The sequence below is a fragment of the Pseudomonas sp. GM48 genome (assembly GCF_000282335.1).
Lineage (GTDB): Bacteria > Pseudomonadota > Gammaproteobacteria > Pseudomonadales > Pseudomonadaceae > Aquipseudomonas.
The window spans coordinates 58,959-79,216 of the sequence record NZ_AKJM01000117.1 but is presented as its reverse complement, the minus strand read 5'-3'; the positions used below and the strand labels follow the sequence as shown (position 1 = coordinate 79,216).

Below are 20,258 nucleotides of genomic sequence, written 5' to 3'. Positions count from 1 at the left end.
TTGAAGCTTGGGGCTTGCAACTGACTTTAGGATTCCGATTATGCACAGGCTAAAACACGGCCTACTCCAGGCCGCCGGTTGGCTGTTCTACCTGAGTTTACTGATGGGCCTCGCCATGGCGTTGCCCGTGTCCACGTTCGACTCCGAGTCGAAGGACTTCATTTTCCTGATTGGCGCCGTGGGTATCTGGCGCTATTCGATGGGTGCCACACACTTTGTGCGCGGCATGATTTTTCTGTACATCGTCTACCCGCACCTGCGGCGCAAAGTGCGCAAGCTGGGCAAAGCGGCTGACCCGTCCCACGTGTTCCTGATGGTCACCAGTTTCCGTATCGACGCCCTGACCACCGCGCAGGTCTACAGCTCGGTGATCCGCGAAGCCATCGACTGCGGCCTGCCGACCACCGTGGTCTGCTCCATCGTGGAAATGTCCGATGAGCTGCTGGTCAAAAGCCTGTGGAACCGGATGAACCCACCGGCCCGGGTCAAGCTCGACTTCGTGCGCATTCCCGGCACCGGCAAGCGCGATGGCCTGGCCTATGGTTTCCGCGCCATCTCCCGGCACCTGCCGGATGATCGCGCCGTGGTTGCAGTGATCGATGGCGACACCGTGCTCGGCGAAGGCGTGGTGCTCAAGACCGTGCCGTGGTTCCAGCTGTTCGGCAACGTCGGTGGCCTGACCACCAACGAATTCTGCGAAGTGCGCGGCGGCTACATCATGAGCGAATGGCACAAGCTGCGTTTCGCTCAGCGCCACATCAACATGTGCTCGATGGCCCTGTCCAAGCGCGTGCTGACCATGACCGGTCGCATGTCGGTGTTCCGCGCCACCGTGGTCACCAACCCGGACTTCATCGCCGACGTGGAAAGCGACTCGCTGCAACACTGGCGCCTGGGTCGCTTCAAGTTCCTTACCGGCGATGACAAATCGAGCTGGTTCAGCCTGATGCGCCTGGGCTACGACACGTTCTACGTGCCGGATGCCGCGATCAACACCGTTGAACACCCGCCGGAAAAGAGCTTCATCAAGGCCAGCCGCAAACTGATGTTCCGCTGGTACGGCAACAACCTGCGGCAGAACTCCCGGGCCCTGGGCCTGGGGATCAAACGCCTCGGCGTGTTCACTTCGGTGGTGCTGTTCGACCAGCGCGTGTCGATGTGGACCTCGCTGCTGGGCCTGACCGTGGCGCTGATCGCCAGCTTCAAGTACGGCACCGCGTTCATCCTGGTGTACCTGCTGTGGATCGGCATCACCCGGTTCATCCTGACCCTGTTGCTATCGTGCTCCGGACACCGGATCGGCCCGGCCTACCCGGCGATTCTCTATTACAACCAGATCGTCGGCGCGCTGGTGAAGATCTACGTGTTCTTCCGCCTCGACCAACAATCCTGGACCCGCCAGCCCACCCACCTGACCCGTGATCTCGCCAGCTTTCAACGTTGGTTCAACACCTGGTCGTCTCGGACCATGACCTTCTCTGCCGGCAGCATTTTTGTCGCCGTGCTGCTGTTGATGGTCTGACCGCCCCCTTATTGAATTAACCAGGAAATCGCCTTTATGAATACCGCCGTCAACGCCAACGTAGTGCACGAATCCGAAGCCCAGCGCCAACACGCCCGCGTAAAAATCCCGGCCAAGTTGCGCTTCTTCGGCCCTGACCGGACACCGGTCGAAGCCCGGGTGATCGACCTGTCCGCCGGTGGCCTGGCGTTCAATGCCGGTCAATTGCCACTGAAGATCGGCGACGTGTACAAGGCTCGCCTGCAATTCGTCATCGACAACCTCGGCCTGGCCATGGACGTCGAGTTGCAAGTCCGCTCCTTTGATCGCGAGACCGGACGCGCCGGCTGCCAGTTCCAGAACCTGGAACCACGGGACATCTCGACCCTGCGCCACCTGATCACTTCGCACCTGGCGGGCGACATCGTCAGCGTGGGTGAAATGCTGGCGACCCTGCAGCGCGACAACTTCACCAAGGCGCGCAAGGTCAAGGACGGCGGCCACGGCATGTCCGCGTTCGGGCGCATGAAAGCCGTGACTTTCAGCCTGGGGATCTTCGTGGTTGGTGTGGCCGCCTTCGGTTTTGTTTTCAAATCGGTGTACGGCATGTACTTCGTCAGCCATGCCCAGGCCGGTCTGGTCAGCGTGCCGGGCGTGAACATCACCATGCCCCGCGACGGTACCGTGCAGAGCCTGGTGAAAGCCGACGGCGTGGCCGCCAAAGGCGCACCGCTGGCGACCTTCAGCACCAGCATGCTCGACGTGCTCAAGGGCCATCTGGACGAAGACCAACTGCAACCGGCCAAGGTTGCAGAACTGTTCGGCAAGCAAATGACCGGTACCTTGACCTCGCCTTGCGATTGCACCGTGGCCCAGCAAATGGTCGCCAACGGTCAGTACGCCAGCAAGGGCGACGTGATCTTCCAACTGGTGCCACGCAACAGCGAAGCCAATGTTGAAGCACGCTTCTCCTATCGCCAGTTCGGCGACGTTCGCCCGGGTACTTCGGTGCGCTTCCAGATCGCCGGCGAGGACAAGAGCCGCACCGGCAAGATCGTCAGCAGCACCAGCCTGAAAAGCGCCGACCTGTCGTCGGACATCCGCGTGCTGATCCAGCCGGACGAAACCCTGGACAGCTCCCTCGCCGGCCGCCCGGCGGAAGTGAGCAGCGACCGTGGCCCGAACCTGAACTGGCTGATCGACAAAGCCATGGCTGTCGGTCTTTAAGTCGAGGACATGCCTGTGACGACTCCAAACTTTCTGAACACACCACATCCCCTGTGGGAGCGGGCTTGCTCGCGAATGCGGTTGAACATTCAGAATCAATGCTCGCTGACACACCGCTTTCGCGAGCAAGCCCGCTCCCACATGGGCTCTCTGTGTGCCGTGGCATTGGCGGTGAGCCTGGCCGGTTGCGCCGGCCTACCCGACCAGCGCCTGGCCAACGAAGCGCTCAAGCGCGGCGATACCGCCACCGCTGCGGCGAACTACCGGCAGCTGGCAGACCTGGGCTACAGCGAAGCGCAGGTCGGCCTGGCCGATATCCAGGTCGACAGCCGCGACCCGGCGCAGATGAAACAGGCCGAGGCGACTTACCGCGCCGCGGCCAGCGTTTCGCCACGTGCCCAGGCGCGCCTCGGTCGCCTGCTGGTGGCCAAGCCCGGCGCCACTGAAGCCGAGCACCACGAAGCCGAAACCCTGTTGAAAAAAGCCGCCGCCGCGGGCGAAGGCAACACGCTGATCCCGCTGGCGATGCTGTACCTGCAATACCCGCACAGCTTTCCCAACGTGAATGCGCAGCAGCAGATCAGCCAATGGCGTGCCGAAAACAAACCGGAAGCCGGTTTGGCGCAGGTGCTGCTCTATCGCACCCAGGGCACCTACGACCAGCATCTGGATGACGTGGAAAAGATCTGCAAGGCCGCGCTCAACACCAGCGACATCTGCTACGTCGAACTGGCCACGGTCTACCAGAAACAGGCCAAGCCAGAGCAGCAGGCAGAGCTGATCAAGCAGATGCAAGCAGCCCATGCACGCGGCAGCGTTTCGGCGCAGCGCGTCGACAGCGTCGCCCGTGTGCTCGCCGATTCGACCCTGGGCAAGACCGACGAAAAAACCGCGCAGTCGCTGCTCGAACCGATCGCACCGGGCTACCCGGCGTCGTGGGTCAGCCTCGCGCAACTGCTCTACGACTTCCCGGAACTCGGCGACGTCGACCAGATGATGAAGTACCTGGACAACGGTCGCGCCGCCGACCAGCCGCGCGCCGAGCTGTTGCTGGGCAAGCTCTACTTCGAAGGCAAACTGGTGCCGGCCGACGCCAAGGTCGCCGAAGCGCACTTCCAGAAAGCCGTCGGCCGCGAAGTCGCCGCCGATTACTACCTCGGCCAGATCTATCGCCGTGGCTACCTGGGCAAGGTCTATCCGCAGAAGGCTCTCGACCATCTGTTGACCGCTGCACGCAACGGCCAGAACAGCGCCGACTTCGCCATTGCCCAACTGTTTTCCCAAGGCAAGGGCACCAAGCCTGATCCGCTGAACGCCTACGTCTTCAGCCAATTGGCCCTGGCCCAGAACACCCCGCAAGCCACCGAGCTTGCGCAAACAATCCAAACGCAATTGCCGCCCGACCGGTTGGCCGAAGCCCAACGCCTGTTGAAACAAGAACAGGCCGTGCGCGGTGCCCTGAGCCCGAACACGCCGGAACTGCACACCCTGCAAGAAGAAGTCAGCGAGGAATCCCAATGAAGTTGAATCCATTCATGAAGGCCGGCATCGGCCTGACATTCGCGCTGATCTGGTCTTGCCCGACGCTTGCTGCGATGACTGAAGAAACCAAGAACTTTGGCCTGGAAGTGAAGGTTACCGGCCAATCCGAAGACGACAGTGACCTCGGTACCCAAAGCGGTGGCGACGTTAACGGCGTCGGCCTCGACTTGCGTCCATGGATCTATGGCGAAAGCGGCGCATGGAGCGCCTATGCCATGGGGCAAGCCGTGACAGCCACCGACATCATCGAGACGGACACCTTGCAAGGGACCGCCAGTGATGGCACCACACCCACCGACAACGGTGATCGCAAGACCAAGAAAAACTACCTGGCCATGCGCGAATTCTGGGTCGGCTACAGCGGACTCACGCCGTATCCGGGCGAGCAGTTGAAGCTCGGTCGCCAACGCCTGCACAACGCCGACGGCCAATGGCGCGACACCAACATCGAAGCCCTGAACTGGACGTTCGACACAACCCTGTTGCGCGCCAACGTCGGGGTCGCCGAACGTTTCAGCGAGTACCGCACCGACCTCACGGAACTCGCCCCGAAAGACAAGGATCGCCTGCACGCCTACGCCGATGCGTCGTATCAGTGGACACCGGGCAACTGGGTCGGTATTCGCGGTCATCACACCCATGACAACGGCAAGCTCGACTTCCCGGAGCCGGGTGTGCCGGCTGATTCGCTGGACAAAAAACAGAACGGTGACATCAGCTGGATCGGCCTGACCGCCGACAGCGACGCCTATAACTGGCGCAATACCAACACGGTCAATTACTGGGGCAGCATCACCGGCATGAGCGGTGACATCGACAAGGTCAACCCGCTGAACGCCGATGGTACGTCGCCGGCCGAAGCCAAGCGCGGTGAAAACCTCAACGGCTGGGCCACCGATATCGGCGTGCGCCTGCGCCTCGACCCGCAATGGCAAGTCGGTGCCGCCTATGCCCGAGCCAGCGCCGAGTACGAACAGAACGGTCTGGAAAGCAACCGCTCGAACTACACCGGTACGCGCTCGCGGGTTCACCGTTTCGGCGAAGCCTTCCGTGGCGAAATGCAAAACATGCAGACCGCGACTTTGTTCGGCTCGTGGATGCTCAACGACGAATACGACGCCAGCCTGATCTACCACAAGTTCTGGCGCGTCGACGGCAACAAGCCGATCGGCAGCAATGGCATCAACGCCGTCGAAAACAACACCGACGATGCCACCGGCGCAATTCTTTCCACCACGTCCCTGCCGCTGAACGATGGCGAGAAAGACCTCGGCCAGGAGATGGACCTGGTGGTCACCAAGTACTTCAAGCAAGGCCTGTTGCCGGCGGCACTGAGCCAGTCGATCGACGAGCCTTCGGCCCTGGTGCGCTTCCGTGGCGGCGTGTTCAAGCCGGGCGATGCCTATGGCAGTCAGGTCGATTCGTACATGCACCGTGCGTTCATCGACGTGATCTGGCGCTTCTGATGCACATTGCGAAGGGAGTCTCCCAGATGAATCATCCAGCCCGAAAAGGCTCGATCAGCCTGTTGGCCGGCGCGATGCTGTTGGCCAGTGCGACTGGCTTCGCCAATGTAGAGCCGGCCAAAGTGGAACCGGCGAAGCCGGCCACCATCGCCAAGGAACTGCAACAGGCCAAGACCTACACCGTCAGCAGCGCACCAACCGCACCGCTGGAGCTTGAAAAGCCGAAATTGCCGGACATTTCGGGCTACACAGCCGAGGCCATCGCGGCAAAAATCGTGCGCAGCAAACCGGGCAAGATCAGCCTGCGCCGGATGATGCAGGAAGACGCCCTGAAGGACTTCATCGGCGGTGATAACAAGATGGCCGAGTGGGTGGTGCGTCAGCACGGCATCCCGCAGGCGATCTTCGTCGACGACGGCTACATGAACCTCAAGGACCTGGCGAAAAAGGTCCCCAAGCAGTACTTCAGCGAAACCTCGCCGGGCGTGTTCCTGTCCCGGTTGCCGATCGTGGTCGGTCGTCATGGCATCCTCGAAATCGACAAGCAGACCCAGGAACTGCGCCTGTCCCAGGAGGGCGGTGCGTTCCTGGTCAACGACGGCCAGCTGTTTGTGCGTGACACCAAAATCACTGGCTGGCGCGAGAAGGACAACGGTCCGGCGACATTCAATTCGCCGAAGGAGTTCCGTCCATTCCTGCTGTCCTGGGGCGGCACCGAGACCTACATCGCCAACAGCAAGATCGCCAGTTTCGGCTACGCCAACAGTAAGTCCTACGGCGTGAGTATTTCCCAATACACGCCGAACATGGCCAAGGTGCTCAAGCGCCCTGAGCCGACCGGCTGGATCGTCGGCTCCGAATTCTCGGACATGTGGTACGGCTTCTACTGCTATGAAACCCGCGACTTCGTGGTCAAGGGCAACACCTACAAAGACAACATCGTCTACGGCATCGACCCGCATGACCGCTCCCACGGTCTGATCATTGCCGACAACACGGTGTTTGGTACCAAGAAGAAGCACGGGATCATTATTTCCCGTGAGGTCAACGACAGCTTCATCTTCAACAACCGCAGCTACGACAACCACCTCTCGGGGCTGGTGATCGACCGTAACAGCGTGAACAACCTGATCGCCCACAACGAGATCTACCAGAACCACACCGACGGCATCACCCTCTACGAGAGTGCCGACAACCTGCTGTGGGGCAATCGCGTTCTGAGCAACAAGCGCCACGGCATCCGCATTCGTAACAGCGTGAACATTCGCCTGTACGAAAACGTCGCTATGGCCAACGGCCTGACCGGCGTCTACGGCCACATCAAGGACCTGAGCAACACCGACCGTGACATCAAGCTCGACCCGTTCGACGCCCAGGTGTCGCTGATCGTGGTCGGCGGTGAACTGGCGGCCAACGGCAGCGGGCCGCTGTCCATCGACTCGCCGCTGAGCGTCGAGTTGTATCGCGTGTCGATGCTTGCGCCGACCAAATCCAGCGGCATCAGCTTCACCGGCATCCTCGGCGATCGTCAGGATGAAATTCTCGACCTGCTGGTGCGCCAGCAGAAAGCCGTGCTGATCGACCCCGTCGAACGCCAGACCGAAATGCGGGACTGAGGATAATCTTATGCACCCACACTTGATCAAATTACTCAGCCTGTCGGCCCTGACCGCCGGCATTCTCGCGGCCAGCACCGGTGCGCGCGCCGATGAGGTGCAAGCACCGAAATTCTCCGCCGAGCCGTGCTGCAGCCTGTGCCCGGCCGCCCATGATCCGAAGAACTACACCACCCGCTACCAGCAGAACTTCACCACCCTGGTGCAGGCTCAGGGCGACTGGCTGTTCCGTACGCAGGAAGACTTGCGCACCGAATTCGACACCACCCCCGCCGGCTACAAACGCATGAAGCAACTGCACGATGCGTTCAAGAGCAAAGGTGTGGAACTGGTTGTCGTGTACCAGCCGACCCGTGGCCTGGTGAACCGCAACAAGCTCAACCCGGCGGAGAAAGCCAGCTTCGACTTCGACAAGGCGCTGAAGAACTACAAGTCCATGCTCGGCCGTTTCGCGCAGATGGGCTACGTCGTTCCGGACCTGTCACCGCTGACCAACGAGTCGTTGCCCGACACCCTGCCCGCCCACGATTTCTACTTCCGTGGCGACCAGCACTGGACCCCATACGGAGCCCAGCGCACGGCGAAAATCGTCGCCGAGAAGGTCAAGCAATTGCCTGAATTCGCCGACATTCCCAAGCGCGAATTCGAGACCAAAAAGTCGGGGCGTATGGGCAAGACCGGAACGTTGCACAACATGGCAGGTCAACTCTGTGGCACCAGCTATGCGATCCAGTACATGGATCAGTTCACCACCGAGCCGAAGGGCGAAGCGGGTGACGGCGATCTGTTCGGCGACTCCGGCAACCCGCAAATCACCCTCGTGGGTACCTCCCACAGTGGCAAGAACTACAACTTCGCCGGTTTCCTCGAAGAGGCCATCGGTGCCGACATTCTCAACGTGGCGTTCCCCGGCGGCGGCCTCGAAGGTTCGATGCTGCAGTACCTGGGCAGCGACGAGTTCCAGAAGAACCCGCCGAAGATTCTCATCTGGGAATTCTCGCCGCTGTACCGCCTCGACCAGGAAACCATCTACCGCCAGATGATGGCGCTGCTGGACAACGGTTGCGAAGGCAAGGATGCGCAGATGTCCGGCAGCGCCACGCTCAAGCCGGGCAAAAACGAGTTGATGGTCAACAGCAAAAACATGGACCTGCGCAACAGCAGCCACCAGGTTGACATCCGCTTCGCCGACACCTCGGTGAAAACCCTGCAAGCCACCCTCTGGTACATGAACGGTCGCCACGAGGACATCAAGATCGACAAACCGGAAACCTCCGAGACTGACGGGCGTTTCGCTTTCGAGTTGCGCACGGACGAAGACTGGGCTTCGCAGAACCTGCTGGCCGTTGAAGTCCAGGGCCCCGAAGCCGGTGCCGCGCCACAGAAAGTCGAAGCGAAAATCTGCAAACGCAACGTATTCCCGGGCGCCGAACAGCGTACTGCTTCGGTCGGGCAATGAGGTCTGCTATGCGCAATCCGAAATTTTCAACACTGTTGGCACCAACGCTCTTGAGCCTGGCGATGTTCGCCGGGGCCACGCAAGCAGCTGCGCCACTGCGTCCACCCCAGGGCTATTTTGCGCCTGTGGATAAATTCAAGACGGGCGACAACAGCGAAGGCTGCGATGCGATGCCGACGCCGTACACCGGCTCGTTGCAATTTCGCAGCAAGTACGAAGGTTCGGACAAGGCCCGCGCGACCCTGAACGTGCAGTCGGAAAAAGCCTTCCGCGAGAGCACCGCCGACATCACCAAGATCGAGCGCGGCACCAGCAAGCGCGTGATGCAGTTCATGCGTGACGGTCGCCCGGAACAGCTGGAGTGCACGTTGAGCTGGCTGACGGCCTGGGCACAGGCCGACGCGCTGATGTCCAAGGACTTCAACCACACCGGCAAATCGATGCGCAAATGGGCATTGGGCAGCATGGCTTCGGCGTACATCCGCCTGAAGTTTTCCGACTCCCACCCGCTGGCCACCCATCAACAGCAAGCGCAAGTGATCGAAGGCTGGTTCAGCAAGATGGCCGACCAGGTGGTCAGCGACTGGGACAACCTGCCGCTTGACCAGACCAACAATCACTCGTACTGGGCGGCGTGGTCGGTAATGGCCACTTCCGTCGCCACCAACCGCCGCGACCTGTTCGACTGGGCGGTCAAGGAATACAAGGTCGGCGCTAATCAGGTCGACGCCGACGGCTACCTGCCCAACGAACTCAAGCGTCAGCAACGGGCGCTGGCCTACCACAACTACGCCCTGCCGCCGCTGGCGATGATCGCCAGTTTCGCCCAGGTCAACGGTGTGGATCTGCGTCAGGAAAACAACGCCGCGCTCAAACGCCTGGGTGATCGGGTGTTGTCGGGCGTGAAAGACCCGGACCAGTTCGAGAAAAAGAACGGCAAGGAACAGGACATGACCGACTTGAAAGAGGACATGAAATTCGCCTGGCTCGAACCGTACTGCTCGCTCTACACCTGCTCGCCCGAGGTGCTGGCGAAGAAGCACAAGATGCAACCGTTCAAGACCTTCCGCCTCGGCGGTGACCTGACCAAGGTCTACGACCCGGCCAATGAAAAGGGCAAGGGTTCTTAGAGACAAACACAGATCCCCTGTGGGAGCGGGCTTGCTCGCGAAAGCGGTCTGACATTCACCAATGATGTCGACTGATACACCGCTTTCGCGAGCAAGCCCGCTCCCACAGGGTTAGTGCAAGACCTTAGTTATGTGTGTTGCCCTCCAGATTTTTTTTGGGGGGTTTGGGGGGGCCGTTGGCCCTTGACTGTTGGTTCAAACAAGGAGAGATCGGGATGGTTTTTTCGTCCAACGTGTTCCTGTTTTTGTTCTTGCCGATCTTTCTCGGCTTGTACTACCTGAGCGGGCAACGCTATCGCAATTTGCTGCTGCTGATTGCCAGTTACGTGTTCTACGCCTGGTGGCGTGTGGACTTCCTCGCGCTGTTCGCCGGCGTCACGCTGTGGAACTACTGGATCGGCCTGAAAGTCGGTGCCGCCGGGGTCAAGACCAAACCGGCGCAGCGCTGGCTGCTGCTCGGCGTGGCAGTCGACCTGTGCATCCTCGGCTACTTCAAGTACGCCAACTTCGGCGTCGACAGCATCAACGCGATGATGACGTCGGTAGGTCTTTCGCCGTTCATTCTGACCCACGTGCTGCTGCCGATCGGGATCTCGTTCTACATCTTCGAGTCCATCAGCTACATCATCGACGTCTACCGTGGCGACACTCCGGCGACGCGCAACCTGATCGACTTCGCGGCGTTCGTGGCGATCTTCCCGCACTTGATCGCCGGTCCGGTTTTGCGTTTTCGCGACCTGGCCGACCAGTTCAACAACCGCACCCACACCCTCGACAAATTCTCCGAGGGCTGCACGCGGTTCATGCAGGGCTTCATCAAGAAAGTCTTCATCGCCGACACCCTCGCGGTGGTGGCCGACCATTGCTTCGCCCTGCAAAACCCGACCACGGGCGATGCCTGGCTCGGCGCACTGGCCTACACCGCGCAGCTGTATTTCGACTTCTCCGGGTACAGCGACATGGCCATCGGCTTGGGCCTGATGATGGGTTTCCGCTTCATGGAAAACTTCAAGCAGCCGTATGTCAGCCAGTCGATCACCGAGTTCTGGCGGCGCTGGCACATCAGCCTGTCGACCTGGCTGCGTGACTATCTGTACATCACGCTGGGCGGCAATCGCAAAGGCACGCTGATGACCTATCGCAACCTGTTCCTGACCATGCTGCTCGGTGGTCTGTGGCACGGCGCGAACATCACCTACATCGTCTGGGGTGCATGGCACGGCATGTGGCTGGCAATTGAAAAAGCCATCGGCCTGAATACTTCGCCACGCAGCTTCAATCCGATCCGCTGGGTAATGACCTTCCTGCTGGTGGTGATGGGCTGGGTGATCTTCCGCGCGGAAAACCTGCACGTCGCCGGGCGCATGTACGGCGCGATGTTCAGCTTCGGCGACTGGTCGCTGTCGGAACTCAACCAGGCCAGCCTCACCGGCCTGCAAGTGGCAACGCTGATCGTGGCCTACGTAACCCTGGCGTTCTTCGGCCTGCGCGACTTCTACACCAATCAGCCTCCGGTGAAGACCAAGCCTGCAGTGAACGTCGACACCGACGGCCCGGCTGCTGCGACACCGGGAACGATCAAGGCCGTGCCTGGGGATAACCCGGCGAGCATCCACCAGCCTGGCTACACCGTCGGCGTCGAAGCCCAGGTGCAACCGGCTTATTGGACCGCTAACTGGTCGCGCTACGTGATGCGTGCACTGGTGCTGCTGCTGTTTATCGCCTCGATTCTCAAACTCTCGGCGCAAAGCTTCTCGCCGTTCCTTTACTTCCAGTTCTGAGGGATCTGACCATGACCCGCTCATTACGCATCTTCTACATCGCGCTGTTCCTGGTGACCCTGCTGGTGCTCGGCCTGTGGTCGGTGCGCAGTTTCTTCGGCTTCAGCACCAACGCCGATGCGACGGTGCTCAACGGTCGCTGGACCAAGGCCGTGGAAACCCACTACGACGACGAGTTCCCGATCAAGCGCCTGGGCACCAATCTTTGGGCCGCACTGGATTTCAAACTGTTCAACGAAGGTCGTCCGGGCGTAGTGCTCGGCCGCGACCAGTGGTTGTACAGCGATGAAGAATTCCACCCGGTGGTCAACGAAGAACTGAACCTGCAAGGCAACTACGCGCTGGTCGAAGGCGTGCGCCAGACCCTGAAAGAGAAAGGCGTGCAACTGGTGATGGCGGTAGTGCCGGCCAAAGTGCGCCTGTACCCGGAACACCTCGGTGAGGTGAAACCGGCGAGCATCCACGCCAACCTCTACAAGGACTTCCACCAGCGCCTGGCCGCCGACCGGATTCCGGCCCCAGACCTGCTCGGCCCGCTGCAGCAGGCCAAACAGAACGGCCAGCAAGTGTTCCTGCGCACCGACACCCACTGGACCCCGGAAGGCGCCGAGATCGCCGCCGACCGTCTGGCCAAAACCATCGCCGAAAAGTACCCGCTGAGCGGCGAGCCGCAGCGCTTTGTGACCGAACCTGCGGAAACCGTGACACACAAGGGTGACCTGCAGTTGTTCCTGCCGCTCGACCCGCTGTTCGAAAACCTGATGCCGGCGCAAGAGCCACTGCAAAAACGCAACACCGTGGCGGCGAACGACCAGCCGGCCGGTGACGACGCCCTGTTCGCCAACACCGAAGTGCCGGTGGCCCTGATCGGCACCAGCTACAGCGCCAACCCCAACTGGAACTTCGTCGGTGCGCTCAAGCAGGCGCTGCACAGCGACGTGGTCAATTACGCCGAAGACGGCCACGGCCCGATTCTGCCGATGCTCAGCTACCTGAAAAGCGATGCCTTCAAGAACAGCCCGCCACAGGTGCTGATCTGGGAGTTTCCTGAACGATATCTGCCCGTGAACAACGAAATCGGCGACGCCGACCCGCAGTGGGTCGCAGAGCTTAAACAAGCCGGCGCGCGCCAACAAAACGTAGCCATCAACAACAAATCCGAGACGCCCGACCGGGCGCAAAACTGAAAGAGAGGTACACCATGACTTTCACTACAACTCCGCGTCGTCTCGCCAAACGCTTTGCCCTGGTTGCCGGCCTCAGCGTGCTGTCGGTGCAGGCTTTCGCCGGTGGCGACGCCGCCCTGTACGGCCCGACCGCACCGAAAGGCTCGACCTTCGTGCGCATCTACAACGCCAGCAACGCCGAAGTCAGCGCCACCGTTGGCAGCACCAACCTGAGCGATGTCGCGCCACTGTCCAGCACTGACTTCAGCTTCATGCCGGGCGGCGACTACAGCGCCAAGGTCGGCAGCCAGTCCCTGCCGGTGAAACTGGCCGGCGACCACTATTACACCCTGGTCAACAACGCCAGCGGCGCACCGCAACTGATCGAGGAGCCGCCGTTCAAGAACAAGCAGAAGTCCCTGGTACGCGTGCAAAACCTCAGCGACAAGGCGCTGACCCTGAAAACCGCCGACGGCAAGACCGACGTGGTCCCGAACGTGGCCGCCAAAGGCCGTGGCGAACGTGAAATCAACCCGGTGAAAGTCAGCCTGGCGCTCTATGACGGCGCCACCAAAGTCGGCGACGTGAAACCGGTCGCCCTGGAACGCGGTGAAGCCGCGGTGCTGTACGTCACCGGCAGCGGCAGCAGCCTGTCGCCGGTCTGGGTGAAACGCCCGGTATCGACGCGCTAAACGATTTGCCTGACTGACGCATCCCCCCTGTGGGAGCGGGCTTGCTCGCGAAAGCGGTCTGACATTCAACATCAATGTCGACTGATCCATCGCCTTCGCGAGCAAGCCCGCTCCCACAAAGGATCGAGGCGTCAATCGGGCTACGAAACAAAAACAAGAGTGAAACGACAGAACGCAGTAGCTCTAACCAATCGATATTCAAGGAGTAACAACATGATTCCGGTGATCTTGTCAGGTGGTAGTGGCTCACGTCTTTGGCCGCTTTCCCGTAAACAATTCCCTAAGCAGTTCCTGGCCCTGACCGGCGAACACACCCTCTTCCAGCAAACCCTGGAACGCCTGGTGTTCGAAGGCATGGACACGCCAATCGTGGTCTGCAACAAGGACCACCGTTTCATCGTCAACGAGCAGTTGGCCGCGCGCAAACTGGAAACCCAACGCATCCTGATGGAACCATTCGGGCGCAACACCGCGCCGGCCGTGGCCCTGACCGCGATGATGCTGGTCAATGAAGGTCGCGACGAACTGATGCTGGTACTGCCGGCCGACCACGTACTGGAAGACCAGAAAGCCCTGCAACGCGCCCTGGCCCTGGCCACCGTCGCCGCCGAAAACGGTGAAATGGTGCTGTTCGGTGTGCCAGCCACCAAGCCGGAAACCGGTTATGGCTACATCAAGTCGACCAACGACTCGCTGCTGCCCGAAGGCGTCAGCCGCGTCTCGCACTTCGTCGAAAAACCCGACGTGAAGCGCGCCACCGAGTTCGTCCAGTCCGGTGGTTACTTCTGGAACAGCGGCATGTTCCTGTTCCGCGCCAGCCGCTTCCTCGAAGAGCTGAAAAAGCACGATCCGGACATCTACGACACCTGCCTGCTGACCCTGGAACGCAGCCACCAGGACGCCGACACCATCACCTTCGACGAAGCCACCTTCGCCTGCTGCCCGGACAATTCCATCGACTACTCGGTGATGGAAAAAACCCAACGCGCCTGCGTCGTGCCGCTGACCGCCGGCTGGAGCGATGTCGGCTGCTGGTCGTCGCTGTGGGAAGTGAATGCAAAAGACGCCAACGGCAACGTCACCAAGGGCGACGTGGTGATCCAGGACAGCAAAAACTGCATGATCCACGGCAACGGCAAACTGGTGTCGGTGATCGGCCTGGAAAACATCGTCGTGGTCGAAACCAAGGACGCCATGATGATCGCCCACAAGGACAAGGTCCAAGGCGTGAAACAGATGGTCAACACCCTCAACGAACAGGGCCGCAGCGAAACCCAGAACCATTGCGAAGTCTACCGTCCATGGGGCTCCTACGACTCGGTGGACATGGGCGGGCGCTTCCAGGTCAAGCACATCTCGGTCAAACCGGGCGCGTGCCTGTCACTGCAGATGCACCACCACCGCGCTGAACACTGGATCGTCGTCAGCGGCACTGCCGAGGTGACCTGTGACGAGAACGTGTTCCTGCTGACCGAGAACCAGTCGACCTACATTCCGATTGCTTCGGTGCATCGTCTGCGTAATCCGGGGAAGATTCCGTTGGAGATCATTGAGGTGCAGTCGGGGAGTTATCTGGGTGAGGACGATATCGAGCGGTTTGAAGATATCTACGGGCGCTCCACTCCGGTTGAGCGTGGCGTGGCGGTGAAAACCATCGCGCAGTAACGCTCAGTAAAACAAGAAGCCCTCGTCCAGCCTGCTGCGTTCCCTATCCGCAGCAGGCTGGGCGGGGGCTTTTTTTGCACTGTTTTTTTGTAGTGCCTCGACTGGCCTCTTCGCGAGCAAGCCCGCTCCCACAGTGGACTAAGCCGAGCACAAAATCTGTGATCAACCCAATACCCTGTGGGAGCGGGCTTGCCCGCGAAGGGGCCGCTCAGCACACCACCGAATCGCCCATCGCCAACCCTACCTGCGCTTAGGTAGGATGACCCTCTCTACTCCCGAGACTTACGTCATGTTCATCGGCGTCCTGCTGGTCATCACCTGGCTGATCCTGTTGTTGCGCTATCCGGCCAAGGCCTTGCCCGTTTCCATGGCCGCCGCCGTGGGGCTGGGCATCGTCGCGACCTGGGTCATCTGGATGGACCACCGCGAACTCAAGCAACTGCAACGCCTTGAGCTGCGAATCAACTACGCGCCGCAGCAGTGTCCTGCCGACCGGCCACTGCAATTGACCCTGAACAATGGCAATGACGTGCCGCTAACCGAACTGCGCTGGCGAGTCGCGGCCTATGCGCCGGGCGATACGGTGAACCTGGCCGATAATCAATACACCGCCCCGCGCTATCGTGGCCCCGGCGAATTGCAGGCCGGTGGCAACTGGGAAGATTGCTTGCCGCTACCGCCACTGCGCCCTGGCTACCGTCCGGAAACCCTGGAGTTTCGCGCTGAGCGATTGCAGGGCAGTTTTTCCGACTGATCCCTCCCCCATTTTTTGCACAAGGAATGCGCCATGCCCGTTGCGTTGATTACCGGTTGTTCCAGCGGCATTGGCCGTGCCCTTGCCGATGCGTTCAAGGTCGCCGGCTATGAAGTCTGGGCCAGTGCGCGCAAAGCTGAAGATGTCGCCACGCTAAGTGCTGCCGGTTTCACCGCCGTACAACTGGATGTCAACGATGGCGCGGCGCTCGAAGCCTTGAGCGAGAGAATCAATCAACAAACCGGCGGCCTCGATGTGCTGATCAACAACGCTGGGTACGGCGCCATGGGGCCGCTACTTGATGGTGGTGTACCGGCCATGCAGCGCCAGTTCGAAACCAACGTGTTCGCCATCGTCGGCGTCACCCGTGCGTTGTTCCCGGTGCTGCGTCGGGCCAAAGGGTTGGTGGTAAATATCGGTAGCGTGTCCGGTGTTTTGGTCACGCCATTCGCCGGCGCCTACTGCGCCTCGAAAGCCGCCGTGCATGCCTTGAGCGATGCCTTGCGCATGGAACTGGCGCCGTTCGGCGTACGGGTCATGGAAGTCCAGCCGGGGGCCATCGCTTCCAGTTTCGCCAGGAATGCCGGCCACGAAGCCGAGCAATTGATCAGCGAGCAATCGCCATGGTTCCCGCTGCGCGAAGGCATACGCGCCCGGGCCAGGGCTTCCCAGGACAAACCGACCCCGGCCAATGAATTCGCCGCCGGATTGCTCAAGGCTGTGCAGCAAGCCAAACCGCCACGGCTGGTTCGCCTGGGCAATGGCAGTCGTGCGTTGCCGCTGATGGCTAGTTTATTGCCCAAGGGTTTGCTCGAATCCGGGCTGATGAAGCGGTTCGGGTTGCGTGGGCAGCTCTGACACCGCGTCGCTCCCTTCGTGAGCAAGCCCGCTCCCACACTGGATCTTCAGTGAACTCAAAGCTTGCACACGAAAGAGATCAAATGTGGGAGCGGGCTTGCTCGCGAAGCAGGCGACTCGATCTACCGGTTACGCCCCACCCTCCTGCTTCACCACCACCGTACAAGTAATCCCGGCCGCCAACACCACACCCTCCGGCACTTCATCGATGTGAATGCGCACCGGCACCCGCTGCGCCAGGCGTACCCAGTTGAAGGTCGGGTTGACGTCGGCGATCAGTTCGCGGCTTTCCGGGTTGTCGCGGTCGTAGATGCCACGCGAAATGCTTTCCACGTGGCCCTTGAGCACTTCGCCGCTCATCAGTTGCATGTCGGCCTTATCGCCGACGCGCACATGGGGCAGTTTGGTTTCTTCGAAGAAGCCGTAGACCCAGAACGAGTTCATGTCGACCACGGCCATTTTCGCTTCGCCGATGCGCGCATAATCGCCGCGATGGACGTTGAGGTTGGTCACGTAACCATCCACCGCCGCACGAACTTCAGTGCGCTTGAGGTTGAGTTCGGCGGCCTCCAGTTGCGCCTGGGCCTGCTGGTAATCGGCCAGGGCCGAGTCAGCGAGGTTGCTGGCGTCGTCGCGGTTTTCCCTGGAGATCACCAGGTTGTCCATATCGGCACGACGATGGGCGTTGACCTTGCGCATCTCCCACGTTGCCTTGCGCGATGCCACCAGCGATTGCGCCTGTTTCACCGCGAGGCGGTAGTGCTCGGGGTCGATTTGCATCAGCAAATCGCCCTTCTTCACCAGTTGGTTGTCACGCACCGGCACGTCCACCACTTCGCCAGTGACGTCGGCGGCGACGTTGATGATGTCGGCGCGCACGCGGCCGTCGCGGGTCCATGGCGTGTTCATGTAGTGCTCCCACAGGGAGCGGCCGATCCACAGCGCAAGGGCCAGCACCAGCAAGGTCGCAAGCAGGCTGAAAAACTTTTTCATCGGGGCATTCTCAGTGATAGCGAGTCAACGGTAGACAGTCAGCGCCATGGCGCCGAACAGACAGGTAAACAGACTCAGGCGCAGCAACGCCGGGTGCCAGAAGAAGCGGTACAGGTCGAACCCGGACAGGAACCGGTCCAGCGCCCAGGCAAGCAGAGCCGCAATGAAAAACATCAGGGTCATGGTCGGCATGTACACGCCGTGGAAGGCGATTTCACGAGGCATGTTCAAGTCCTTGGGGCTGGCTGCGTGCGAAGGCGGCGAGCGGTGATTGCGGATCGAGCAGAGAGGTGCGGATGAAGTGCAGGTAGCTCTTCACCCGGCGCAACGCCGAGGTATCGAAGTGCGGGGCGAAGGGTTCGTCGGTGGACTGCACACGGTTGATCGCGTGATCGACGGCAATCAGCGCGCGTTCGAGATTGCTGCTGTTCGGTTGCAGGAACAACCGCACCAGTGCGCGTCCCATCACCCGGATTGCCTGGCGCCACGGCCGGGATTCGGCATAGGCCGGATGCACCGGCAGAATCGCCTGTTCCTTGCGCAACTCGATGATCGCATGGCCGACTTCCAGCACCACGAACATCCAGCGCAACAAGTCCCGCTGCACTTGCGGTTGACCCGCCGCAAAGCCGTAGGCCTGGTGCACCAGATCACGGGTACGGCTTTCGAAACTCGATGCCAGCCCCTTGAGCTTGCCGCTGATCGCGTACACCACCTGACCGCGCAAATCCTGCTCCAGCCGGCGCCACAGCCAGCGACTGTTGGGCGGCAGAATGATCGCCCCGGCCGCGGCACACACCAGCATGCCGAGCACCATGGCGATGTAGTCGTTGATGAAGGTGTAGGGGTTGTAGACCGTGAGGTTGTCCGGTACCGAACCGGTGCTGAAGAAGATCAGCAGCCCCAGGCCAACCCCGGCGTATTGTGGCCGTGAACTGAGGAACGAACCGAGCACGATCACCGGGGCCAAGACCATGCACAGCAAGGGAAATCCGTCGATCCACGGATAGATGAAGAACATCTCGACGAAGCCGATCAAAGCCCCGAGCAGCGTCCCGCAAGCCATCTGGAAGGCCATGCGTTTCGGGTTCGGTGTCGCCGCGGCCAGGCCAACGGTAGCGGCGGCAATCAGGGTCATGGTCGCCCCGCTCGGCCAGGCCGTGGCCACCCAATAGCTGCCCAGCACCACCAGAATGAATGACGCACGAATACCCGACGCCGCAGCGGCCAGCCAGTTGGTTTGCGGAGTGAACGGCTCGTCCCAGCGCTCCCGTTCGTGACTGTGATCGGCCAGCGACGCATGAGTCTGCGCATAACCGTGCAAGTCGTCGACGAAGCGATAGAGCAGCTCGTAGGCGGTGTGGAAATCCAGTTGCTCGGCATCGCCCGGATTGCTCTGCTGAAACGTCGCCCGAAGACTGCGCACCCGCGCCGGCAAACCTTCCTTGTAGGCGGTAAGCACCGCGACCAGACGCGCCGCATCGGCGCTGGTCAGGGCGCGACCGCTGAAACCGTCGAGCAACTCGGCGAGGTCCTGCAAGCCCGGTTTGATCGCCGCCACCACCTGGTCCGCCGCGCTGCTGCGCAAGCGTTCGAGCAATTGATGCAAGGCGTTGAAGCGCGTGGTGATGCTCATGAACTCGCTGTTCAAGCGACTGAGCCGGCCATTGCGCCGACGCATGTGCGGGTCTTCAAAAACCGTGACGCTGCGCAAGCCTTCCAAGCCGACGGCTTCGGCGATGAAACGCACGTTGCCGGCCTCGAACGCCTCGCGCTGACTGCGACCGCGCAAACCGTCGGTGACGAACAAGGCGAACACGCCAAAGCGCTGATACAACGCATTGCGCATCGCCGCGCTGGCCGATTGCGGGAGGATGGCGGCACTGATCAGTGTCGAGCAAAGAATGCCCAACGAGATTTCCAGTACCCGCCAGACCGCGGCCATGAACGCGCCATCCGGATGAGCCAGCGCGGGCAAGCCGACCATCGCTGCGGTGTATCCGGCGAGTACGAAACCGTAGGCGCGAAAGTTGCGGCAGCGGGCGGCACCGGCGGTGCAGATACCGACCCAGATCGCCAGCGAACCGAGGAACAGTTCAGTGTTCTGTGCAAACAGGGCAATCAGCGCGACCATCACCGCAGACCCGGCCAGGGTGCCGAGAAAACGATAGAAACTCTTGGCGAACACCTGGCCGCTTTGCGGTTGCATGACAATGAACACGGTGATCATCGCCGTGCGCGGTTGCGGCAACTCCAGGCGCATGGCCAGCCACAGCGTCAGGAATGCCGCGAACAACACCTTGAAAATGTAGACCCAGGTCACGCCATCGCTGCGTGCCCAGTCAAAGAAACCCCGGCGCCATTCAAGGGAGTACAACCAGCGCAAGGGTGCGGGCAAGGGAGTCATC

Annotated in this window: 16 protein-coding genes; 13 read left to right on the top strand and 3 right to left on the bottom strand. The window is 61.0% G+C overall.

Translation table 11 applies throughout. The features are described 5' to 3' along the window. The first annotated feature begins 40 nt into the window (after nt 1-40). The 13 genes from alg8 (at nt 41) to PMI28_RS07425 (ending at nt 16,857) form a co-directional block, all read left to right on the top strand. Complete coding sequence (alg8, locus tag PMI28_RS07365) at nt 41-1,522, top strand: mannuronan synthase (protein WP_007989947.1); 1,482 nt, start codon at nt 41-43, stop codon at nt 1,520-1,522. Between the two features lie 36 nt (nt 1,523-1,558). Then, a complete protein-coding gene (locus PMI28_RS07370) occupies nt 1,559-2,728 on the top strand; it encodes an alginate biosynthesis protein Alg44 (protein WP_007989945.1) in 1,170 nt (389 codons plus the stop codon). 15 nt (nt 2,729-2,743) lie between these two features. Beyond that, nucleotides 2,744-4,249: an alginate biosynthesis TPR repeat lipoprotein AlgK gene (gene algK, locus PMI28_RS07375; RefSeq protein WP_007989942.1), complete on the top strand. Its 1,506-nt coding sequence runs from the start codon at nt 2,744-2,746 to the stop codon at nt 4,247-4,249. Next, the gene (locus tag PMI28_RS07380; RefSeq protein WP_007989940.1) at nt 4,246-5,736 is read left to right on the top strand and encodes an alginate export family protein; all 1,491 of its coding nucleotides are present in this window, start codon (nt 4,246-4,248) and stop codon (nt 5,734-5,736) included. The genes algK and PMI28_RS07380 overlap by 4 nt, the downstream gene beginning before the upstream one ends. Before the next feature lie 26 nt (nt 5,737-5,762). Further along, entirely contained in the window at nt 5,763-7,352 is a 1,590-nt protein-coding gene (gene algG, locus PMI28_RS07385) for a mannuronan 5-epimerase AlgG (protein WP_007989939.1), read from the top strand. A gap of 10 nt (nt 7,353-7,362) precedes the next feature. Beyond that, nucleotides 7,363-8,811: an alginate O-acetyltransferase gene (locus PMI28_RS07390; RefSeq protein WP_007989937.1), complete on the top strand. Its 1,449-nt coding sequence runs from the start codon at nt 7,363-7,365 to the stop codon at nt 8,809-8,811. A gap of 8 nt (nt 8,812-8,819) precedes the next feature. Then, the gene (locus PMI28_RS07395) at nt 8,820-9,941 is read left to right on the top strand and encodes a mannuronate-specific alginate lyase (RefSeq protein ID WP_007989935.1); all 1,122 of its coding nucleotides are present in this window, start codon (nt 8,820-8,822) and stop codon (nt 9,939-9,941) included. A 215-nt stretch (nt 9,942-10,156) separates the two neighbouring features. Next, the gene (locus PMI28_RS07400; protein ID WP_007989933.1) at nt 10,157-11,722 is read left to right on the top strand and encodes an MBOAT family O-acyltransferase; all 1,566 of its coding nucleotides are present in this window, start codon (nt 10,157-10,159) and stop codon (nt 11,720-11,722) included. 11 nt (nt 11,723-11,733) lie between these two features. Further along, the gene (locus PMI28_RS07405; RefSeq protein WP_007989931.1) at nt 11,734-12,909 is read left to right on the top strand and encodes an alginate O-acetyltransferase; all 1,176 of its coding nucleotides are present in this window, start codon (nt 11,734-11,736) and stop codon (nt 12,907-12,909) included. A gap of 14 nt (nt 12,910-12,923) precedes the next feature. Beyond that, nucleotides 12,924-13,580, top strand: coding sequence for an alginate O-acetyltransferase AlgF (locus PMI28_RS07410; RefSeq protein WP_007989929.1), 657 nt, complete (start codon nt 12,924-12,926; stop codon nt 13,578-13,580). Nucleotides 13,581-13,793: 213 nt separating this feature from the next. After that, on the top strand, nt 13,794-15,245 hold the full coding sequence (locus PMI28_RS07415) for a mannose-1-phosphate guanylyltransferase/mannose-6-phosphate isomerase (RefSeq protein WP_007989927.1): 1,452 nt from the start codon (nt 13,794-13,796) through the stop codon (nt 15,243-15,245). A 289-nt stretch (nt 15,246-15,534) separates the two neighbouring features. Next, nucleotides 15,535-15,999, top strand: coding sequence for a hypothetical protein (locus tag PMI28_RS07420; protein WP_007989926.1), 465 nt, complete (start codon nt 15,535-15,537; stop codon nt 15,997-15,999). 33 nt (nt 16,000-16,032) lie between these two features. Continuing rightward, a complete protein-coding gene (locus tag PMI28_RS07425) occupies nt 16,033-16,857 on the top strand; it encodes an SDR family oxidoreductase (protein ID WP_007989923.1) in 825 nt (274 codons plus the stop codon). 129 nt (nt 16,858-16,986) lie between these two features. Here the strand turns inward: PMI28_RS07425 and PMI28_RS07430 are convergent, their stop codons facing one another. Genes PMI28_RS07430 through PMI28_RS07440 form a run of 3 tightly spaced genes read right to left on the bottom strand, consistent with a single transcriptional unit; the run spans nt 16,987 to nt 20,257 of the window. Continuing rightward, nucleotides 16,987-17,850: an efflux RND transporter periplasmic adaptor subunit gene (locus PMI28_RS07430; protein WP_007989922.1), complete on the bottom strand. Its 864-nt coding sequence runs from the start codon at nt 17,848-17,850 to the stop codon at nt 16,987-16,989. Nucleotides 17,851-17,874: 24 nt separating this feature from the next. Next, nucleotides 17,875-18,075 carry a DUF1656 domain-containing protein gene (locus tag PMI28_RS07435; RefSeq protein ID WP_007989920.1) on the bottom strand — a complete coding sequence of 67 codons (201 nt, stop codon included), beginning with the start codon at nt 18,073-18,075 and terminating at the stop codon, nt 17,875-17,877. Continuing rightward, nucleotides 18,065-20,257 carry an FUSC family protein gene (locus PMI28_RS07440; RefSeq protein WP_007989918.1) on the bottom strand — a complete coding sequence of 731 codons (2,193 nt, stop codon included), beginning with the start codon at nt 20,255-20,257 and terminating at the stop codon, nt 18,065-18,067. Before PMI28_RS07440 ends, PMI28_RS07435 begins: the two co-directional genes overlap by 11 nt. Nucleotide 20,258 lies beyond the last annotated feature (1 nt).